Origin of the sequence: Membranihabitans maritimus (genome assembly GCF_021729145.1) — a bacterium.
GTDB lineage: Bacteria > Bacteroidota > Bacteroidia > Chitinophagales > Saprospiraceae > Membranihabitans > Membranihabitans maritimus.
On record NZ_JAJSLW010000027.1, the window covers coordinates 23,383 to 45,396 of the forward strand.

The following is a 22,014-nucleotide window of genomic DNA, read 5'->3' on the forward strand; positions in this document are numbered from 1 at the left end:
TTTATGAGTGCAATCATTGATATTAAAGCTAGAGAAATATTAGATTCTCGCGGGAATCCAACAGTAGAAGTTGATTTAATTACAGAAGCGGGTTTTAAGGGACGTGCAGCAGTGCCTTCAGGTGCTTCAACCGGTCAATACGAAGCAGTCGAGTTAAGAGATGGAGATGAGGATAGGTATTTAGGTAAAGGGGTTTTGAATGCGGTAGCAAATGTAGAGGATGAAATAAGTAAATCTCTTATTGGAGTTGAAGTTTCGGATCAACGGTATATTGATGAATTAATGTTGGAACTTGATGGTACTCCGAATAAAGCTAAGCTTGGTGCCAATGCCATTCTCGGGGTTTCTTTGGCAGCAGCTAAGGCTGCAGCAGCAGAGTCAGGCCAATCTCTCTATCGGTATGTAGGTGGTGTTAACGCACATATTCTACCGGTTCCGATGATGAATATCTTAAACGGTGGATCGCACGCTGATAATAGCATTGACTTTCAGGAATTTATGATTATGCCTGTAGGTGCAGATCGTTTCAAGGACGCCTTGCAAATGGGAACGGAAGTCTTTCACAATCTCAAAAAGGTATTAAAATCAAAGGGATATTCTACAAATGTAGGAGATGAAGGTGGTTTTGCACCTAATATCAAGTCCAACAAGGAAGCTATTGAGATTGTATTGCAATCTATAGAGAAAGCTGGGTATACACCGGGAGAAGATATTTATATTGCGATGGATGCAGCGTCTTCGGAATTTTATGACAGAGAGAAAGGCAAGTATATCTTTCATCAGTCTGATAACCGGGAATTAACTTCTGAAGAAATGGTGGATTATTGGAAGGAATGGGTAGATAACTATCCGATCTTTTCAATTGAGGATGGATTAGATGAGGATGATTGGGAAGGTTGGTCCAAACTTACAGATGCCATCGGATCTAAGGTACAATTAGTTGGTGATGATTTATTCGTGACAAATGTAGATCGATTGGAGCGGGGAATTATTGATGCTGCGGCTAATTCAATACTTATAAAAGTAAATCAAATTGGTTCCTTAAGCGAAACCATTGATGCAGTGAATTTAGCAACTATTAATGCATTTACAAGTGTGATGAGTCATAGAAGTGGAGAGACTGAAGACACGACAATTGCTGATTTAGCTGTAGGACTAAATACGGGACAAATAAAAACAGGTTCTGCTTCGCGTTCAGATCGTATTGCAAAATATAATCAATTATTACGTATTGAAGAAGAGTTAGGTACGAGTGGAATTTATTTAGGAAAGGCTATCTTGGGCTAAAAAATTATTCCTATATTGGAAAGAAATCTCAAGACATGAAATTTTCTTTACACCAGGCCTTTTCTAGATTTGTTGATAGAATACCCTCTATATTTTTAGATAAATATGTGATAGCACTTATAGCGTTTGTAGTGTGGATGGTTTTTTTTGATAAGAATAGGTTGACTGTCCAAATGCAAATGTCACATGAAATTAGTCAGTTAGAAGAGAGTAAAGAGTATTATTTGAAGCAAATAGAAGATGCTAAGAAGGCAAGGGCTGATTTGAACAAGAATCTTGAGAAATATGCGAGAGAAAAATATTTTTTAAAACAAAAAGATGAAGACGTTTTCATCATTGAAAAGAATTAGATCAAATGTCAGTATTAGTCAATAAAGAATCAAAAATAATTGTTCAGGGTTTCACAGGTACAGAAGGCACATTCCACGCTGAACAAATGATAGAATATGGAACCAATGTTGTAGGAGGAGTTACTCCAGGTAAGGGAGGACAGACGCATCTAGACAGACCTGTATTTAATACAGTGGATGAAGCGGTAAAAGAAACCGGTGCAGATGTGTCGATTATATTTGTTCCTCCTGCTTTTGCAGCAGATGCTATTATGGAATCTGCTGATGCCGGGATTAAAACAATAATTTGTATTACAGAAGGAATCCCGGTACAGGATATGGTCAAAGCAAAAGCCTATGCTGAAGATTTTGATTGTAGATTAGTAGGTCCTAATTGCCCGGGTGTTATTACGCCTGGTGAGGCTAAAGTAGGAATTATGCCTGGATTTGTGTTTAAAAAGGGGAATATCGGAATTGTTTCAAAATCAGGAACCCTTACTTATGAGGCAGCTGACCAGATCGTGAAAGCTGGTTTGGGAATTTCTACGGCGATTGGAATTGGCGGAGACCCTATAATTGGGACTACGACGCAAGATGCTGTTGAGATGTTTATGAATGATCCTGAGACGGAAGGAATTGTAATGATTGGAGAAATCGGAGGAAACCTGGAGGCGGATGCTGCTAATTGGTATAAAGAAAATGGAAATAAGCCCGTAGTAGGGTTTATCGCCGGTCAGACTGCTCCTAAGGGGAGGACAATGGGACATGCCGGAGCTATAATTGGTGGAAAAGATGATACTGCGGAAGCAAAGATGCGAATCATGTCCGAATGCGGAATTACGGTTGTGAAATCACCGGCGGAAATTGGTGAGACAATGGCTAAAGTAATGGGAAAGAATAGTTGAAAATACAATAGAATATAATTTAAGAAGGGGCAATTAATTTTTTAGTTGCCCCTTTTTAATTGTCGGAGTTCATTTTTTAGTTCAATAATTTGTTCCCTGAGTCTCACGATTACATCGATTCCCTGGGGGTTTACACCGAGTTCTTTATATAGCCGGATTATTCTTTCAAAATTATCAAGCTCTGCAGGCGGTATACATTCTTCTTCTTCTATTTTGATGATTTCTACCAGACCGTGGTATTCAAGTTCGCGAATTTCACTCCTGTTTACACGGTGGTATTCCATAATTTCCCGGATTAAAATATATTCTTGTAAAGACATAATTTTATCTTTTTAATGTTGCCAATTTTTGAAAAAGCGACTTTTCTTCAGGAGAAATATTTCTGGGAATTTGTACCTGTACATCTGCGATTAAATCTCCTCGTTTATCCGGCTGTTTATAAATGGGAAGACCTTTACTATTGATTCTTATTTTTTCTCCGGGTTGGGTCCCGGGGGGGATTTTGACACGAACTTTCCCATTGAGGGTAGTTATTACCTGATCGCCACCTAAAACAGCAGTATATAAATCAATATTTACAGTGGTAAGTAGATTATCCCCTTCTCTTGTAAATGAAGTATCATTTTGAATATTAAAAGTAATGTAGAGATCTCCATTTGGGCCTCCCTGCACACCGGATTCTCCCTGGTTGGAGATTTTAATCGTCTGACCGTTTTTAATTCCAGCTGGAATGGTAATTCGAATTTTTTTACCATTAATATTGATTACTTGTTTTTGATCTTTTAGGGTTTCTGTAAGAGGGATAGTCAATTCTGCATTTAGATCTCTTCCACGCATAGATTGGAAGCCTCTCTGCTTGCTTTGTTGGTAAGAAGATCCAAACAAATCATTAAAAAAATCTGAAAAATCACCTGATTCAGAAGAGTATTGAAAATGTTGCCATCCGTCTTGGGAACTTCCTGTTTTACCGCGAGAACTCTGTTGTTGGCGTTTTGCTTTTTCAAATTCTTCAGCGTGCTCCCAGTTTTCTCCATAGGCATCGTATTTTTTCCTTTTTTCAGGGTCCGAGAGTACGGCATACGCTTCATTGAGTTTTTTGAATTGTTGTTCTGCATTGGTGTCATCGGGATTAACATCCGGATGATACTTTCTTGCGAGTTTCCGATACGCTTTTTTTATTTCTGCACTCGTAGCTGTTTTTTCCAGCCCGAGAATTTTATAATAGTCAATAAAACTCATAAATGCATAGTCTTTTATACATTAAATTACCTAATTTTTTGTAAATATATTGGAATGTTTGGTAGAAAAACTTTTAAATATTTAGGAATATTATTTGATTTTGAAAGGATAGGTTAATATCATTGGATGGATTTATAAAATGTGTTTTTTTATCAGAATTTGATGTTGGGAAAAGCTATACAGAATGTTTTTAGATTATTCCGCAGAGGATGGAAACGGTACCTTACCTCCGGACCGGTTTTAATCCAGACGTATGAAAGTTATGCAAACTATTCAGAGGTCATTGTCCGGGGAAGAGTACTGGAAAATAAGGGCGTAGTAGTCAATAAGAACGATGGATTTTGGAAGAATTTTCGTAACAATTTAAAACATTTGGGGTCAAATGAAATTGAGTTTTTGAATGTAGAATTTGAATTTGTTTCTCAAGTATTCAAGGGACAAACGGATAATGAGGGGTATTTTGAATTTTGTATTGAAATTTCGGATAAAAACCATTTTATCAATCGGGAGAATTCATTTTGGAAGCGTGGTATAATAAGGTTGTCTGATAATCAATATTCTGAGGATGTGTTTGCCGAAGTTTCAATACTTTGGCCCAATTCAAAAAGTAAATTTGGCGTGATCAGTGATATAGATGACACAATACTCAAGACCTATGTGAGTTCATGGATGCGTTGGCAAATGATTTATGTAACTCTCTTTAAAAATGTGTATCAGAGAAGACCTTTTGATGGAATGAATAAAGCATTAAATTTTCTGGCGGAATATGGCCAGGCAAATGGAGTTAAGATCAATCCTCACTTTTATGTTTCGAATAGCCCATGGAACTTGTATGAAATGTTATGGGAGTTTTTTAAAATTAATGATTTTCCCCGCGGGCCTATTTTGCTGAGGGATTACGGTGTTTTTTTTAGAAAACGACTTAAAAGGTTTCGGGATCACAAAGAAAATTCTATCGTTCATTTAATGGATTTCTATGGGGACTTACCATTTATATTAATAGGAGATGCCACAGAAAGGGATGCAGATATTTATCTTGATACATACCGTAAATATAGGAAGAGAGTATTGGCTATATTTATCAGGGAAACTTCGAGACAAGAGGCTAATCAAAGAGTTTTGGAATTAATTGATAAAAATTCAGATGCCCCAATATATTTTCTAAAGGAATCTACCGAAATTATAACCACGACTAGTGAGTTAAATATTATAGAATAAATTTTATTGTATCAATTTACACTATATGCTTATTGATTTACTCTATAATAAATCATCAACAATCTTTATACGTGAAGTGTTGAACTGGTATTATTTTTTTAAAAAACAGAATACCTATGAAAACGAATATTGGAATAAGTGATGAGCATCTTAAAGAAGCAAGTCTTCTTTTGAACACCTTACTGGCAGATGAATTTGTTTTGTATACAAAAACCAGAAATTATCACTGGAATGTGGAAGGCATGCATTTTTCAGATTTACATGAATTTTATGAAGGTCAATATAATGAGTTGGCGGAAGTAATTGATGAATTGGCGGAAAGAGTGCGAAAAATTGGCCATTACAGTCTGGGCAGACTCAGTGATTTTTTAAAAATAACGAATTTAATTGAGCAGGAAACTACGAGTAAGCCAAAAGAGCAACTCACTAATTTACTGGAAGATCACGAAACAATAATTAGGGAACTGAGACATATGATTCCGCAGTTTGAAGATAAATTTAAGGATACAGGATCCGGTGACTATTTGACTGGATTACTAACAAGGCACGAAGAAATGGCGTGGATGATAAGAGCACACCTGGGATAATTAATCGATAGCGATTTTTTCACTTAGTGAGTCTAAATAAGAAAGGTAGAGAAACTAGAATATGTGTCTCTACCTTTTCTAATTGTTTTAGTATATTCGGATGGTACGGTGTGGGTATTTTCCAGTCTTGAATATTTAGTTGGCTAAGCCATTGCTTTTGCTTTAGGTGCTTTCATTTGAATATACTGGTCTGTGACTACCTCAGTTATGTACTGGGTTTTACCATTTTTATCTTCATAACTTCTGGATTCCAGACGTCCCTGAATCATGATTTCATCACCTTTACTGAGGTATTGAGCCATTCTTTCTGCAGTATGGTTCCATGCTATTACTCTAAACCAATAGGTGTTTTCGATTTTTTGACCTATCGCATTAGTATAATAGTTATTAACAGCAATAGAGAGTGTAGCTCTTGTTTTACCTGATGAGGTTTTAAGTGTTTCTACTTCTTTTCCTAATCTTCCGATAAGTTGAACTTGATTTCTTGCATTTTTCATAACATTACTTTTTTAATTGAATTAATTTAATGTAATCGCAAGGTATGCCAGTACATAATAGAGAATCGAAATATAATCGGTTACTTGCGTTTGTATGTGTTTGTAATCGTTTGTAAATGCTTACAAACGATTACTGTAAATGGTATTACCCGAAGAGGTATGTATTCTCTATCGTTTGACAGTAAAAAAAAGTAGTGTAGCGTGTATAAAACATGAAAAAGTAAAGGGGGAAAGAAATCTTTAAAAGGATACCTGAGACCGTATTTCTTCATATTAACTACAGAATAAGAGTATTTAACATATAATTAATAGTGATTATAGTGTTTGATAAACACATGTATTTTAAATGCTGATAAGTTCTTAGTATCTTCAAGGTTTGAATAATGGCACTTCTGTTGGGCTGGCGATATATTCTATTTGATTGATGATTTTGTAATTTTTAGTTAATGAAATTTCTATTTACCCCATTTCTTGTATTCATTTGTTTTGTTTCACTCTATTCTCAGGAGAAAGTAACTATTACCGGTGGTGTAATGGATTCGGAGGAGGAAGCACCCGTAATAGCAGCTACTGTAGCAGTTTTGAAAGTTGCAGATTCGACAACCTTGACAGGGGTAGTGACAGATCTTGACGGTAAATTTGCGATACCCAATATCATACCGGGAGATTATTTGTTAAAAGTTCAATATCTAGGATACGAAACTGTTTTTTTGGAAATCAGTGCCGAAAACGATTTAGATTTGGAGTGGATTACTATTGCGGAAGCATCTCATACTTTGGATGAAGTCGTAATACAAGGCGAAGTGACAACCGGTAAACAAAAAGGAGATACCACTCAATACAACGCGGGGGCTTTTACGACTTTGCCGGATGCAAGCGGGCAGGAATTAATCGAAAAGATGCCTGGAGTGACTGTAATTGATGGAAAAATTCAGGCTCAGGGTGAAGATATTCAGCAGATATTGGTCGATGGCAAACCTTTTTTTGAAGGTGATATCAAAACTGCATTGCAAAGTTTGCCGGCAGATGTCATACAAAGTATTCAAATTTATGATAAGAAAAGTGATAAGGCAGAATTAAGTGGTTTTGATGACGGAGAAGAGGCTAGGACCATTAACATTATCACCAAGCCTGATAGAAAAAGAGGACAATTTGGGAAAACCACCGGCGGATATGGAACCGATGAGAGGTATCAGGTGGGAGCAAGCGTTAATTTTTTTGATAATGACCAAAGAATTACAGTTACAGGTTTAAGTAATAATATAAATGCAGTAGATTATTCAGCTGATCCGAATAGTCAGGGTGAGTCCAGGACTCAGGATGGAATAATTAATACGAATAATATAGCACTTCAATACAGTAATGAATGGAATGATAAATTGGAACTCAGTGGGAATTATCAATTTAGTAATCGGAAAAATCAGGGGCAGAACTTTTTGACAAGGGACTATACTATACCTTCTCAGGAAGGTCAAATTTATAACCAGGAAAGTTCACAGAATAGGAGTAATCAGGATCATAACTTCAATGCTAAACTGGACTATGAAATAGATGAAAGTAATCGCTTGATTGTCAGACCTTATATTTCTTTGAAAAACGATACCAATGATGACTCCTTTGAAGGAAAAACGAGGAGTGCTGAAGGTTTGATTAATGAGACTTTCAACGAATCGAATTCCAATAACTTTGATTATGATTTTGGTGGCAGTGCTTATTATAGCCATAAATTTGGGAAAGAAGGCAGAAGTTTGACGCTTGGATCCAGGAGTGGGTATCATACGAATACAGATCGCGGGAATCGTTTGGCAAATAATATTTATTATGAAGAAGGAATCGATGATGAAATATTGAACCAAAGAATAGAAAGGGAAAGAAATGGGGTCAATTGGGAAGTTCAGGGATCCTATACGGAGCCCATTGGTGAACGAGGTCTTATTGAATTAGAATATGAGGTGGGAGATCGCATTGATGATTCAGATATGTTGAATTTTAATATTGAAGAGGATCCGGGAGGCGAATTTGAGGGAATGGTTTTGGATACCGCATTGAGTAATGTTTTTGAAAGTCGGTATCTTACTCAGGAGGCAGAAATTGGATATCAATATAAAATAGAGGATGTATTGAGTGTTCAGGTGGAATTGGAATATCAAATAGCAGATTTGGAAAATGTTCAGGAATTTCCCCAACCATTTGATACCAAAAGACGATTTACCAGTTTCTTGCCGTCGTTTAGAATGGACTACCAGGTAGCAGATAACAAGAATCTTGAAGTAAATTATTATAATTGGGCCAATGAACCTTCAATAGGTCAGTTGCAAAATGTAATTGATAATTCAAATCCGCTGCAATTGCGGACCGGGAATCCCGATCTGGACCAAGCCATTAACCACCGAATAAGAGCGCGATACAAATCACGGAATCCTGAAACAGAAAAGTCATTTTATACAGGGTTTTATTCCAGTATAATACAGAATAATGTTACGAATAGTACATTGATAGCGAATGAGGCCATGCCTTTAACAGATGAAATAACCCTTCAAAAGGGTTCTCAACTGATCAGTCCGATTAATATTAAAGGTTATTGGAGAGTAGGTTCATATGTAAGTTTTGGGCTGCCAGTAAAGCTAATTAAGTCCAATTTTAATATTTGGGGAGGATTGGGACATTCTCAGGATCCGGGTTTGATTAATGATGAGAGAAGCATTACTAATTCCAGTAATTTTAGGCTTGGTTTATCACTCAGCAGTAATATCAGCGATCGCGTCGATTTTAATGTTTCGACCCGGTCTTCTTATAACCTGGTCAATAATAACTTAAGGCCTAAGTTAGATAATAATTTTTATGTCCAATCCACTAGATTAAGCTATAAATGGATTATTTGGGATGGGTTTACCTATCGAACAGATGTTCGTCACCGATTGAATAGTGGTTTGGCAGAAGATTTCGATAATAGTTATTTTTTGGTTAATATGAGTTTTGGAAAGAAAATGTTGCCTCAGGAAAGAGGAGAGTTAAGCTTAAATGTGTATGATTTGTTGGGGCAAAATAATAACATTAATAGAAGTGTAACAGAAACCTTCATTGAAGATCGAAGGGGCACAGTTTTACAACGATACTTTATGCTTTCCTTCACCTATAATATAAGGCATTTTAGTAAAGGTGCCTCGATTGATGATTTTGATATATAATAACTTCTAATTTAGATCTGTACATTTAAATAGATCTTAATGTAGAGGTCAATGGCAATTAAGGCGCAGCTTTTAAAAGATCAGCAAGAAACCTAACATTCGGCTTAGGCAAAAATGAATATCCTTATTTGTATATATATTTTTCAGTTCCTAAAACTCTAAATCCTTTCGTTTTCCGGGCGGTTGATTAAATTTCAGTAAGAAGGCTATTAATTATTGCAGGTCCATAGGTTATTGCTATCCCCTTCAAGCTTGAAGTATAGAGCCTCTAATTTTGAGGTTCTCCCGTATCCGGGTAAATATGGACAATGAAAATTGTAAAACTGAATTGGAATTTCCGGTAATACCTGTACCCAGATTATTGACTGCAGCCCATTTTCTCTGTTCTGGATTGTAAGCTATCATTAAATAATCGCTTTTCATCTACCGTCATATTATTTGTTAATATCAATAATTCGTTGCGTATGGTATCTGCTAAATCCCTGCTTTCAGATGTTAACATTGTTTTACGATCTAGCATCGTTTGTAACTCTGATTCCCAATGTTTTGCCCGGGATGGTTTTGCTTCTGCCATATGGAGCATGGAATCCTGAAAATGGCGTATAGAGTCTGCAAGAGCAAATCTTGCTTTGCGCAGTTGTGTAGCCTCACAAGTTAATTTGGAAATTTTACTCATGTTGTTTTGCCAGGAATTATTCGTGTTGGTAGAACATGATATCATCAATATAAAACACAAAATTGAACTTATTAAATACCTCAGTACCATAACGATTGTTTTATTGAATATTTTCGGGCCAATGGATATTATTGACCACTGCATCACCGACTGCAAACCCAAGATCGAGTCCCCTTGAATTATCCATTTCATAGTGGATACCTCCATAGTATCTGGAAAGTGCACATTCCTCAGCCATATCGTAAAAATTGTCAAAGGTTCTGGCTTCAAATCCATATTGGACCTGACTTAAGTCTGTAAAAGTATAATCGCCACTTTCATCGGAAAAAAGATGGATTAACACTTTCGTTCCTGCTCCTATCTCTGCGGAATGACCAGAAGTATATGCAGGAAATGGGGGTGTCCCAATTATTGTACCAAAGTTGGGATCTATGTATTTCTGAATAAAGCTAACGGGGCGAATTAATAAATAATCATACTTTGACTTCCAGCAACTAATAAATGCGTCATTTTCTGCAACTGCCATCATGCCAAGACCCACGGCGGTCTTTTCCAGCGTTGCATCAGATTCTTGTAACAATTGTGTGACAATATTAAAAGTGTGGCCGGCGGGTGTACAGGTGGCAAAGGGATCATCCGCCCAATACTTGGCTATAGTTACCTGTTCTTCAGTATTTCGTCGTGTTACTTGCTCATAGACATCCATTGCCTGAGAGTAAAATTCTGAATTTTCGTCTTTTGAATACGCAATGTGTTCTCCAGGTTGACTGGACTCTACTATGCCGGGTACAAAACTCCTGTTTTGATGCCAGTATGGACTTAGGGGTATTAGCTGCGCCCCAGTGGGTATCCAGCAATGTTCAGCTACAGGCATTTCAAATTTATCCTTTCTAAAAGGGTCCAGGTAGGCTTCATGGCCACCGTCAGTGGTACTTATCTGATATAAAGCTTCAGCTAAAGCTAATCCAAAAGTTTCGGATCTTTGAATAACTTCCTGGGGAACACCTTCTCTTAGGATGGTTTTATTTTCCAATTCCATTCTGTCAATTCGTTCCCTGTTGTCTTGTGTAATATTTACTTCAAACATTCTACGCATAATATGTGCAGATGCAGCATTGCAGGCAAGTGCCCAATTGTATTCTACTTCGTCACTGGGTATGGGAAGACTTCCCGATTCAATACCGTCGATCTGCCCGGCCAGTGAATTATTGCTATTGATACCGTGAATCACAGATTCGTAAGCAGCCAGTCCTAAATAACCGTAAGCTCGTGAAGCTTGTGTCGGTAAGAACCCCGGTGTGGTCTGAGTTATTCTACAATTCAGAAAAAAGTATTCCTGTAAAAAATTCCCGTCGTATGACCTTGTTGGCTGACTTTCCTGATTAGGAATTATCTCCGAATCATCCTGACAGCTCATCAAGGTAATTGCAATAAAAGAAGATGCCAGCAATACGGTTTTCAAAGATTGTAAATATTTCATGGGATTACCTTATTTTCAAATAGTTAGAGGACAAAAATAAGCTTTTGCCTGCAATAATTAAAATTTTAACTTTTGGTATTAAAAGGGGGCAAAATACAAAAAGAGAACAATATACATAGATTACCTCTTACAATGCTGCAAGCTTTAAAAGTTATAGTGCAGTGTACCAAATACAAAAAAACATTTTATATTTAATAAGTCTAAATAAAATTTATATATTTATTGACATTACTTCGTGGATTCCCCTTGTAGTATTTTTCCAAACATATTCTGAGGAAGTGGGGAAGCCTGGATTGTAAACTGAATTAAAAGTATTAATGTTATGAAGTCTTGCGTACCAAAAATGGTTATTAGAGGTACATATTTTCATATTGCACAATGCACTGAATGTGGCCGGATAGGGTTTTGTTATAGGAATCTACTTTTGGGTTTTGAAAAGAAGGTTTTTATTGATTGGGGAAAAGAATTAATGAAAAAGGAATTCCGTGAACATGCTTGTTTGTTCCCGGATGGGAATCCACATATAATTATTGATTCGTGCCATTTTGATATCCAATTTACCTTTACAGAGTGGGAGTTTGAAGAACTTTGTAAGGTTTTATTTCACGGAATCATGTTAATTGAGACGCAGGATTCCGTGTACCGATCGATGAATTAACAAGACTTTCAAAATTGGAATCCGGAGCTACAAGCAGTAAGCCATAAACTTTGGCTTTACCTGAAGATAGTGGTTCTTTGATTGGATAAAAGAGGTATTGACATGTAATGGAAATGATGTATGACCTATTAGTTATTAAACTCTGATAATGTTACACCGGGAGCAATAAGGTGTAACTACGGGGTTGTATAAGAAGAATGAGATGTTTAATTTAATGTCCGGTCAAAATGCTTAGTTCCTGGGGTTATAGGACTTTCATATAATATTGTATTCTCTATTTCTCTTACTGCATGGTTACATAAAATTTTACGTGTAGGACCTCTTAGTCGGAATTCATAAAATATGTAAAATGTAATTTCCAGGAGTTTCTTTTTTGGCATCAATTGTAATATAAAATGGAACCAGCCACCGTATCCTTAGAATATTTACTGGGTTGGTTTACCATCTTTATTACAAAGATCATTTAATATATAATAAGGGTATGGAATAATATTAAACCACGTTATGGTTGCATGTTAACCTACGTAATGTCCCGGCTATGTCTATCGTTTCATTTGATTTTCATGATAGATTAATGTGGAATATGTATTGAATAAAGTAATAGGCTCTTCAATTAAGAGGTAGTAAGGTAACCAGGAAATATAGTCGCTTTTATTGCGGGTTTGATTTCTGCCAGCCTTCCGGTGACCGGATTTTTGATTTGGTGGGGGCGGAGGAAAAAGAACTGATTGTGTAACTTTACTATTACTCCCATTTTCATAGTTCCCTTGTAGAGATTTTGAACGTTAGACGGTTCTTTGAAAGGTCCATATCCTTGTCGTGAGTCGTATCTATTTTGCGCCAGGTCGCTTGTAACGAGGAAAATATTTTAGTTCCTACCCTTACTTATCGATTGATTTTGAAACAAAATACCAACTTCACAGGCTCTTTTTGTCAGGACAACCTGTTGACCACAGGTGTTAATAATGGAAGCTCACGTAAATAGTATTTTTATCTACACTCTAACATTTTTCATACAGACATCTAATATCATTTGTAAGATATATTATATATATGTTGATATTTTACAAAAATTATGTTGATTTTTTATTAACTGAACTCTTATATAATTTAATGAATTAGGACGATAGGTGATTTCTTTAAATACTTAGCTGAATCAATGAAAATATTGTAAATCATCTAGTAAAATGTGTTGAAATTCCAATTGTAGTTGAGGTGTGAGGTGTTTTATTTTTGTGCATATTTTTACTATTTGATATTATATAATAATACACTATTGATGTTTAATTCGTATTAATTGAAAATATATGAAATAAAAAAATTTTCATTTTTTGTTTGTTTCATTTGTTTGCCTATATTAGGTTTTTATTAACTAAAATATTTTAAATTATATGATGGAGAAAATATTTCAACTATTACTGTTAATATATTGATATTATTAATGAAAAAATGTGAAAAAACCAACAACAATGAAACTAAAAACACAGAAATTACTAAAAGAAACTCAATTTTTTAGATTGAGTTGTGCAAGCGCTTTAAATGTGATAACTTTGCTATTGTTTTTTACCGCTACATTAGATGCACAAATTACAGTAGAAGGTACTGTTACGGACAAAGAAGGAGAAGTATTGATAGGTGTAAATGTTCAGGTCAAAGGAACCAGCAATGGGGCTTCGACCGATTTTGATGGAAATTATACACTGGAGAATGTAGATGAAAATGCAATTTTAATGTTTTCGTATGTAGGGTATCAACAACAGGAAATTGCTGTGGAAGGTGAATCTGAAATTAATGCAACGATGTTATCCGATGCTGAGTTGCTGGAAGAGGTTGTGGTAGTAGGGTATGGTACGGCACGTAAAAAGGACCTCACAGGTTCTGTAGTAAATGTTGAAGCTGAGAAGCTAATGAAATATCAGCCGAATAATATGCAGGAATTGTTGCGTTCTTCTGTTCCCGGACTGAAAGTGGGGTATAGTACCTCTGCCAAGAATACTCCGGATTTTGAAATCAGAGGCGATAATACAATCAAGGCAGAGGATGATGATGGTACAAATGCTCCTGAAATTTCAGCAAATCGTCCATTGATTGTGTTAGATGGTGTCATATTTAATGGGGATATTGCTGAAATTAATGTAAACGATATAGCGAGTATCGACGTCCTGAAAGATGCCAGTGCGGCTTCCATCTACGGTTCGCGAGCTTCCAACGGTGTGATAATGGTAACGACGAAGAAAGGGACATCCTCGAAACCTACGGTCAATGCGAGTGTGAAACTGGGCGTAGTTACGGGGGCGAAAAGGATAAATACTTTTAAGGCAGGTAATGAAGTGATGACATGGTTGACGGATATGAATGAATCGATCAATAGCCTTTCCCAGGAGCCCTGGTCAAAATATGATAAATATGAAACATTGGCTCCGGAGTACCAGGATGATTGGTTACAAGCTAATGGTATTCCCGGAGAAACTGACCCTACCGTAATTACTACGGCATGGTTGGATGCCTTTGGATTCGAAGGGAATGAAAAGGAGAATTATTTAATGGGGAGGGAATTTGATTGGCAGGATTGGTTGTTTCATTCAGGTATTCGCCAGGATTATGACGTCAGCGTATCAGGAAGGAAGGATGATGTTTCGTACTATTGGTCTTTGGGGTATTTAAACAATGAATCTGTTCAAATCGGGGAAAAGTTTTCTACCGTTACTTCGCGACTTAATCTTGATGTAAAAGCTACTAATTTTTTAAATCTGGGGATTAATGCCAATTTTGCTTATCAGGACGAAGGAAATGAACCTATAGATAATGGTGGGTATCGAACGGCATCGCCATATGATGCTCCCTGGGTGAATGATGTATATAATGAGAATATACCCGAGATTGGGGATTTGCCCAATCGATATCCAAGAGAGTATTTAAAAACGGCAGGAGCGGGCTCCAATAGGGGCAATCCCTTTTTGGACCCAGCCTTTATTACCCGCAAATACGACCGGTTTAGAATTTTCCCAACCATGTATGCCAAATTGTCTTTACCTTTTGATATTAAGTTTACTTCCAGATTTACTACAAGGCTTGATTTCAGAGAAAGATTATATTATGAAGACAGCGAGAATCCGAATTGGGCTCACGGGGGATATGCCCGCAGACAGGGTGATAAAACCTATGAGTGGCAGCTGGATAATATTCTCAATTGGACCCGGGAATTTGGGGACCACAGGATTGATTTCACGGGACTTGTAAATGCTGAGAGCAGGAAGTCCTGGTATAACCAGGCAGCTTCTTCCAATTTTTCACCTACTCAAGCCCTGGGATATCACGGATTGGTTTTCGGATTGGTACAGCAAACCGATTCCGGCGATGAGATAGTAAACCGCAATGCTTTGATGGGAAGAATTAGTTATGGATTTGGTAATAAGTACAATCTTTCAGTCTCTGTAAGAAGGGATGGATATTCACGCTTCGGATCTGAAAGTAAATATGCTGTTTTCCCATCTATATCAGGTGCCTGGAATATCTCAAGCGAAGAGTTTATGAGTGGAATGTCTGATTGGATGACCTTTTTGAAATTGCGTGCTAGTTGGGGGGTAAATGGAAATAGTAGTGGATTGGGGTCTTATGCGGCATATGCTACTTTAAGTGATAATAAATACCTCAATTATGACAATGGATATTTTGTTGCTCCGTATTTGTACATAAATAGAATGGCGAATCCCAACTTAGCATGGGAGAAAAACCAAGCGTGGAATTTTGGATTGGACTACGGTTTATTCAGTAGCCGTGTTCGCGGTGCAATTGATATTTATAAATCGAAAACAACAGATTTATTACTAGATAAAAAACTGCCCATCGTTACAGGCTTCAACAATATTACCACCAATGTGGGAAGCCTTGAAAATGTGGGGGTTGACTTGTCAATTAATACCATCAATATAGAAAATGCTGAGTTTAGCTGGACCAGTAATCTCAATTTAAGCTATAATAACAATAAGATCGTTTCTTTGACGGGTGAAAAGGTCGAATTGACCGATGAGAATGGAAATACCTACCTTGGAGAGCCGGATGATATTGATAATGGCTGGTTTATCGGTCAAAATAAAGATGTGATTTGGGATTTTGAGTTGGATGGTGTATACAGTGTGGCTGAGGCAGATGAAGCTGCACAATATGGATTATATCCGGGTGACTTCAGGATGGTTGATCAAAATAATGATGGGGTATTAAATGCTAACGATAAAGTCTTTCAGGGATTAAGTAAAAATCCATGGTATGTAACCCTGGGAAATGAATTCCAATATAAGGGTTTTGATCTTGGAATAATATTATTGGCAAAAATGGGATATAGCGGAGGAAGTGACCTGCCATTTAACAATCAGCAATCATATATTAAAAATCATAATTGGTATAATATTCCCTATTGGACTCCTAATAATCAAATTAGCAATGCAGCAAGGATTAATTCGATCCGGATCGGAGAGGCACTTTATTATCAATCAAAATCATATCTCCGTATTCAGAATATATCGGTAGGTTATACTTTGCCTCCACAATTGCTACAGAATATTAAGTTGAACAGTACAATCCGGTTGGGCTTTACCGTGGATAATGTAGGAATTATTACCAATTGGATACTCGGTGACCCGGAATCAGAAAGGGAAATGCCAAGAATCTTTTCATTTAATGTAAATACTACATTATGATTGGCAAGTTTTTAGGATTGAAATTTTTAAGATTGGAAAATGAAAAAAGAATGAAAAACATAATATATATAAAAGAAATCGGATTAATATTTTTGTTGACTTTTTCAATGTCTTGTAAGGATGAATTTCTCGATCAAGCTCCATTGTCTACACTTAGTCCTGAAAATACCTTTGTAAATGCTGCGGGATTGCAGACAGCATTGGATGCAGCAATAAAAGGTGTTTTTAACCAATGGAATGGTGATACACGAGAGTTGATGTTTAATCACAATATGAGTGAAGCTACTGTAGTCAGTGCCACGGACAAACCTGATGCTTTTGTAGATTTACGTACCTACGCCACTCCACAAAATTCAAGGGATAATGATGCCGGGCGGGCACTTTCTTTTTATGCTGAAGGGTATAAACAAATTAAAAATTGTAATACGGTCATTGATTATATTGATATCCCGGAGTGGGCAGGAGGAGAAGCCGATCCCGATCGAAACCATTTGCTGGGAAGTGCTTATTTTGTACGTGCTTTTTTCTACATGCAACTCACTATGCAATTCGGGAATGTGGCTTTTCCATTGAACGTTATTTCCGAGGCTCGTCAGGATTTCAAAGCCTTCCATATGCAAGGTATTTGGGATCAAATGATTTCCGACCTGGAATGGGCGGTACAGCATGTCAAACCCAAGAGCCAAATACCGGTTGGACAACCCCCAGTGGATGCGGTCAAAATACTATTAGCTAAATATTATATGTTGAATGAGCGTTTTGCAGATGCAGAAAACCTGATGACAGATGTAATTAATGATCCGGAATCAAGGTTGTTTACAGATGCCGATGTAGACGTTGACTTTGTCAGAATCGGAAACAATGTAAATCCATTTACCGGTGAAGTTTTGGAAGGATTGGATTGCAATCAGCCGGCAGATGCCATTAATTTATTACATCGGGATGAAGGGGCACAAAAAACGAGTAATCCGGAAGGAATCTGGCTCGTAGTTAATGAGCCATTTATTGATGGTAGTCAGGGAAGATCCGCAGCTGTTCGCGCCTGGGGCCCCAATTTTGTCAGTACGAACAAAGGGGTGAAAGCTCCTCCGGCCGGAACAGTTACGGGTATGAATATAGCACAAAACGAAGAATCAAAACAAATGCATAAATGGGGTAGGGGACAGGGATTTGCCCGTCCGACCAATTATTCGCAGTTTGAAATATGGAGATTTAATGATGAAAATGATCGACAGGACTATCGTCACAAAAGAGGCAATTGGTTTGATATGGATATGCTTATTTATGACAATCCTGATCTCCAGGGAACGGAATGGTACGGCAAACCCGCACAGCTTTATTACAATAATGTTTTGCTCTGTGAAGACTCGATACGGTGTTGGTTTGGATACCCAATGTATAAGTTTTATGCTGAAAACAAAGAAGATCAGGTGAAACGGCAAGATGGTGGGAAAAGGGATATTTATCTTATGAGAGAAGCAGAGGCTTACCTGGTCAGGGCTGAAGCTCGATTCTGGCAAAGCAATTTCCAGGGGGCATCAGAAGATATTAATACCATTCGGGAAAGGGCTAATGCGATGCATATGTACACGGCGGCAGATGTGCAGGCAGATGGAATCGGTGCAATTTTAGATGAAAGGTGTAGAGAGTTATTTGGAGAAGAATACCGACATGACGAACTGGTTCGCATTTCGATAATATTTGCAAAAACAGGAAGACAATGTTACAATGGAAATACTTATACCTGGGACGGCGAGGATATGGAAAAATCACTATCACAGGCGAGTTTTTATTATGACCGGCAGATAGAGAAAAATAATTTTTTCAGAGATGAAACTTCCTGGTCTACTTATCCTACTACTAGATATACCATAGATCCAAAACATATTTTTTGGCCGATCTATGAACCCTATATCATTGGGAATGTAGGGAATATCCTCAATCAAACAACCGGATACGATGGTTCAGAAAAAAATGTAGAACCTTTGACACATGTTGTTCAATCAGCCGGGGTGCCCAATGAAGATCCCATGGTAGCTATAGGGGAAATTGAATAGGTTGATTTTAGATAATGTAATAATAGAGATTATTTGATTCTTAATAACCGGGCCATCGAATATCATTCGATGGCCCTTCTCAATGGCAGAAAACCAATTAATTTAATGGCCGGTCTTTTGTGTTATAATCTGGCGGAGGAAGGCAAACTTCTATCTATCCCAACTATGATTGTGTTTTTGTTTCCTCCCAATAAAATCCCTTTTAATGGGATTTATGCCATATATCGACATCCCAATACCCTTTGATCAATTTGGTGTTCAATCATTTGTTGGGTAATGCAGGCTATACTCAACAAAAAGGTAGTTCCCACTATTCAATACTTACCCCACAAATAAATTCAATACCAGAACCCCCAAAAGTCCTGCAATTGAAACGATAGTTTCCATAACAGACCAGGTTTTAATGGTTTGTTTTACCGTGAGGTTGAAATATTCTTTAAACATCCAGAAACCAGTGTCATTTACATGAGAAAACATCAGGCTTCCAGCCCCGGTTGCTAAAACCATTAATTCAGGACTGGCACCGTTTTGTTCGATTAAAGGAAACACAATTCCGGCACTGGTAAGGCCGGCTACGGTAGCTGACCCTACACATACGCGGATAATTGCTGCTATGCCCCAGGCCATAAGAAGAGGAGAAATCGTTACATCGCGGAGGAGGTCACCGATATAGTCACTTACTCCACTGTCGATCATAATTTGCTTAAGGGATCCTGCACCCGCTATGATCAGTAAAATCATCGCAATACTTTTTATCGAACTATTTAAGCTTTTGGAAATTTCAGTCATTGATTTTCCCCGGTTAATTCCGAGTGTAAAAATCGCTACAACAATGGCGATTAACATGGCTATAATAGGATCACTCAGGGCATAAATAATATATCCTACAGGAGTATCCGGGGATACAAAAAATTTCAGAATGGCAGTTATTCCAAGTACAATAACCGGAAGTAGTGCCGTGAATATACTGATGCCCAGTCCCGGCATCTCTTCATCGGACATAATATTGGGGTTATAGAATTCCTTGAGTGGCTTGGGGTTGTACTTTTTGAGTGTTTGAGCAAAGACCGGTCCGCCTAGAATAATAGCTGGTATGGCTACGATTAATCCATATATCAATGTTAATCCAAGGTCAGCGCCATAATCATTTACCAATGCAGAAGGAGCAGGATGTGGTGGGAGGTATCCATGGGTGACCGAAAGGGATGCAAGCATGGGGAGACCTACATATAGCATCGGCAAGCCGGTAGCAGCAGCAACCGTGAAAACCAGTGGTACAAGAATTACAAAGCCTACGGAGTAAAACATTGGGATTCCTATGATCATTCCGGTCAATACCAGTGCCCACTGGACATATTTTCTTCCGAATGCCTTAATCAAACTGTCAGAAATCCTTTGCGCAGCACCACTATCTGCCACGAGTTTCCCAAGCATGGCACCAAATCCGAGAATGATTACCAGGAAGCCCAAAACACTACCTATCCCATCTTGTACGGATTGTGAAACAGCAAGGGGTTCCATTCCTTCAGCGAGGCCAATACCGGTAGAAACCAATACAAAAGAAATAAAAGTATCAAATTTGAAATATCCAATTAAAATTACCAGAATGATGATCCCGGTAAGAACAATAAATAGTGGCATATCTGAAATAAGTTCAATTAATTTTAAAAAAGATCAGAAGGTACGATTTTTATTTTATTATCCAACGTATTTTGGATATTTGCTAAAAAGGCATTTGAAAAGAGTATTTTCGCACTGTGTAGGATCCCACTGAATTCAGGAAGTAAAGTTTAGGTAAATTCAAGGTGTCAGGAAATTCGGTAAATAGTGGATTATCTTAAGGTTCCTGAACAGCAGAGTATGTAGGTGATTACATCCCTGTAGCTCCCAAATTTGAGGGATGACAAACGGTCAAACTTACTATATATGATATATTTATAGGTGTTTTGTTCAATAATGCATTGCATTTGTGTAACTAGTCAGGATTGACCAATCCAGTACGGGTGAAAAAAATGTATTGATTTATCATCTTTTGTATAATTCGATAATACAACCAGATTAAGCAATTATTTTGAAATCCTTTTGAAAGAATTTATGTACTTTTCTGGGCATCGCATCAGGGATATTAGCAAAGGTATAATTTCTTATTTAATTTTTATATGAACGCTAGTTCGACGAATAATTGTTTCTGTCTTTTTTTTTAGCGAAAAAAGCAATGCCCAGGGCATCACTTGGTGGGAATCGGTGCCGGAATCGATAATTTTACTTGTTTTTCACCCTGGGTTTCCAGCCATAGTTAATTATATTTCGCTTCCCGGCAATCACATGTGGTGACGCGCTTCAGAGCTTTTATTTTCCCTGTCGAATTTACGTTTTATTAAAAAATACCAATTAGAGCAATAACGAGGTGGAAACCAATATTTGAAATTTATTGGAAACAAGTAATATTCCTGGGTGTAGAGGGTTTGTTTGCCAGGTCTGGGTAGTATACGTTAAATAGTGTGGTATGATTTTGCTTTGTTAAGTATTTATCGTAGGCGTCAATTTTTATATCTTTATTAACAGATTTTATGGTAAAGATGTAGGAGTTTTTAAATGATGTTTTGTTACATTTGCAACTTTATTGCATTAAAATAATGATCTATGAGAAAATTAATCTTGTTTGCATTTGTATCTTTAATATTTTTTTCATGTGAAAAGGATGACCCCATTGTACCGCATGAGGAGGAATTAATTACGACTATGAATTTGACTTTGACTCCTGATTCTGGAGAGGTCGTTTTGTTTACTTTTAGTGACCTGGACGGGGACGGTGGTGATGATCCTAGTATTTCTACTGAAGCTCTACGGGCTAATACAGTCTATTCAGCTACTTTGGAGTTATTGAATGCAACAGAAAGTCCAGCGGAAGATATTACTGAAGAAATAAGAGAAGAAAATGAAGAACACCAATTTTTCTTCCGGTCGAATGCCGGCTTGGATTTAAGTGTAGAATACAATGATCAGGATGATTCCGGAAATCCCCTGGGAGTGGAAACAAATTTTTCAACGGGAGCTCCTTCTTCCGGGCAATTGATAGTAACTTTGCGTCACGAACCAAATAAAAGTGCTTCTGGTGTATCCGAGGGGGATATTTCCAACGCTGGTGGTGAGACGGATATCGAAGTAACGTTTGATGTCGTGATCGAATAAGATG

The 22,014-nt window shown here is 37.3% G+C and carries 17 protein-coding genes; 11 read left to right on the forward strand and 6 right to left on the reverse strand.

Features of this window, described 5'->3' with window-relative positions; translation table 11 throughout:
* Positions 1 to 3 precede the first annotated feature (3 nt).
* Genes eno through sucD form a run of 3 tightly spaced genes read left to right on the forward strand, consistent with a single transcriptional unit; the run spans position 4 to position 2,521 of the window.
* Positions 4 to 1,287: a phosphopyruvate hydratase gene (gene eno / locus LVD47_RS21505; RefSeq protein ID WP_236980543.1), complete on the forward strand. Its 1,284-nt coding sequence runs from the start codon at positions 4 to 6 to the stop codon at positions 1,285 to 1,287.
* Between the two features lie 35 nt (positions 1,288 to 1,322).
* Positions 1,323 to 1,637 carry an FtsB family cell division protein gene (locus LVD47_RS21510; protein WP_236980544.1) on the forward strand — a complete coding sequence of 105 codons (315 nt, stop codon included), beginning with the start codon at positions 1,323 to 1,325 and terminating at the stop codon, positions 1,635 to 1,637.
* A 5-nt stretch (positions 1,638 to 1,642) separates the two neighbouring features.
* Positions 1,643 to 2,521, forward strand: a complete 879-nt coding sequence (gene sucD, locus LVD47_RS21515) for a succinate--CoA ligase subunit alpha (RefSeq protein ID WP_236980545.1) — start codon at positions 1,643 to 1,645, stop codon at positions 2,519 to 2,521.
* A 41-nt stretch (positions 2,522 to 2,562) separates the two neighbouring features.
* Here sucD and LVD47_RS21520 read toward each other — a convergent pair whose 3' ends face one another.
* Entirely contained in the window at positions 2,563 to 2,841 is a 279-nt protein-coding gene (locus LVD47_RS21520) for a chaperone modulator CbpM (RefSeq protein WP_236980546.1), read from the reverse strand.
* A gap of 4 nt (positions 2,842 to 2,845) precedes the next feature.
* A complete protein-coding gene (locus LVD47_RS21525) occupies positions 2,846 to 3,760 on the reverse strand; it encodes a DnaJ C-terminal domain-containing protein (protein ID WP_236980547.1) in 915 nt (304 codons plus the stop codon).
* Between the two features lie 141 nt (positions 3,761 to 3,901).
* Between LVD47_RS21525 and LVD47_RS24190 the strand changes: the two genes are divergently transcribed.
* The gene (locus LVD47_RS24190; protein WP_236980548.1) at positions 3,902 to 4,978 is read left to right on the forward strand and encodes a phosphatase domain-containing protein; all 1,077 of its coding nucleotides are present in this window, start codon (positions 3,902 to 3,904) and stop codon (positions 4,976 to 4,978) included.
* 116 nt (positions 4,979 to 5,094) lie between these two features.
* Positions 5,095 to 5,565 (forward strand): Dps family protein, encoded by a 471-nt coding sequence (locus LVD47_RS21535; RefSeq protein WP_236980549.1) that lies wholly within the window; start codon positions 5,095 to 5,097, stop codon positions 5,563 to 5,565.
* 143 nt (positions 5,566 to 5,708) lie between these two features.
* Here LVD47_RS21535 and LVD47_RS21540 read toward each other — a convergent pair whose 3' ends face one another.
* On the reverse strand, positions 5,709 to 6,062 hold the full coding sequence (locus LVD47_RS21540; protein WP_236980550.1) for a single-stranded DNA-binding protein: 354 nt from the start codon (positions 6,060 to 6,062) through the stop codon (positions 5,709 to 5,711).
* A gap of 446 nt (positions 6,063 to 6,508) precedes the next feature.
* Between LVD47_RS21540 and LVD47_RS21545 the strand changes: the two genes are divergently transcribed.
* On the forward strand, positions 6,509 to 9,250 hold the full coding sequence (locus LVD47_RS21545; protein WP_236980551.1) for a TonB-dependent receptor: 2,742 nt from the start codon (positions 6,509 to 6,511) through the stop codon (positions 9,248 to 9,250).
* Positions 9,251 to 9,608: 358 nt separating this feature from the next.
* Here the strand turns inward: LVD47_RS21545 and LVD47_RS21550 are convergent, their stop codons facing one another.
* Positions 9,609 to 9,926, reverse strand: coding sequence for a hypothetical protein (locus tag LVD47_RS21550; protein WP_236980552.1), 318 nt, complete (start codon positions 9,924 to 9,926; stop codon positions 9,609 to 9,611).
* A gap of 100 nt (positions 9,927 to 10,026) precedes the next feature.
* Positions 10,027 to 11,406, reverse strand: a complete 1,380-nt coding sequence (locus LVD47_RS21555) for a vanadium-dependent haloperoxidase (protein ID WP_236980553.1) — start codon at positions 11,404 to 11,406, stop codon at positions 10,027 to 10,029.
* Between the two features lie 322 nt (positions 11,407 to 11,728).
* Between LVD47_RS21555 and LVD47_RS21560 the strand changes: the two genes are divergently transcribed.
* From LVD47_RS21560 to LVD47_RS21575, 4 genes are all read left to right on the forward strand, one after another.
* Positions 11,729 to 12,064 (forward strand): hypothetical protein, encoded by a 336-nt coding sequence (locus LVD47_RS21560; RefSeq protein ID WP_236980554.1) that lies wholly within the window; start codon positions 11,729 to 11,731, stop codon positions 12,062 to 12,064.
* 1,469 nt (positions 12,065 to 13,533) lie between these two features.
* Positions 13,534 to 16,761 carry a SusC/RagA family TonB-linked outer membrane protein gene (locus LVD47_RS21565; protein ID WP_236980555.1) on the forward strand — a complete coding sequence of 1,076 codons (3,228 nt, stop codon included), beginning with the start codon at positions 13,534 to 13,536 and terminating at the stop codon, positions 16,759 to 16,761.
* 50 nt (positions 16,762 to 16,811) lie between these two features.
* A complete protein-coding gene (locus tag LVD47_RS21570) occupies positions 16,812 to 18,818 on the forward strand; it encodes a RagB/SusD family nutrient uptake outer membrane protein (protein ID WP_236980557.1) in 2,007 nt (668 codons plus the stop codon).
* A 33-nt stretch (positions 18,819 to 18,851) separates the two neighbouring features.
* Positions 18,852 to 19,064, forward strand: a complete 213-nt coding sequence (locus tag LVD47_RS21575) for a hypothetical protein (protein WP_236980559.1) — start codon at positions 18,852 to 18,854, stop codon at positions 19,062 to 19,064.
* A gap of 75 nt (positions 19,065 to 19,139) precedes the next feature.
* Here the strand turns inward: LVD47_RS21575 and LVD47_RS21580 are convergent, their stop codons facing one another.
* The gene (locus LVD47_RS21580) at positions 19,140 to 20,459 is read right to left on the reverse strand and encodes a gluconate:H+ symporter (protein ID WP_236980561.1); all 1,320 of its coding nucleotides are present in this window, start codon (positions 20,457 to 20,459) and stop codon (positions 19,140 to 19,142) included.
* A 1,002-nt stretch (positions 20,460 to 21,461) separates the two neighbouring features.
* On the opposite strand from LVD47_RS21580, the gene LVD47_RS21585 reads away from it, so the two are divergent.
* Positions 21,462 to 22,010 (forward strand): type 1 periplasmic binding fold superfamily protein, encoded by a 549-nt coding sequence (locus LVD47_RS21585; RefSeq protein WP_236980563.1) that lies wholly within the window; start codon positions 21,462 to 21,464, stop codon positions 22,008 to 22,010.
* Positions 22,011 to 22,014: the final 4 nt, after the last annotated feature.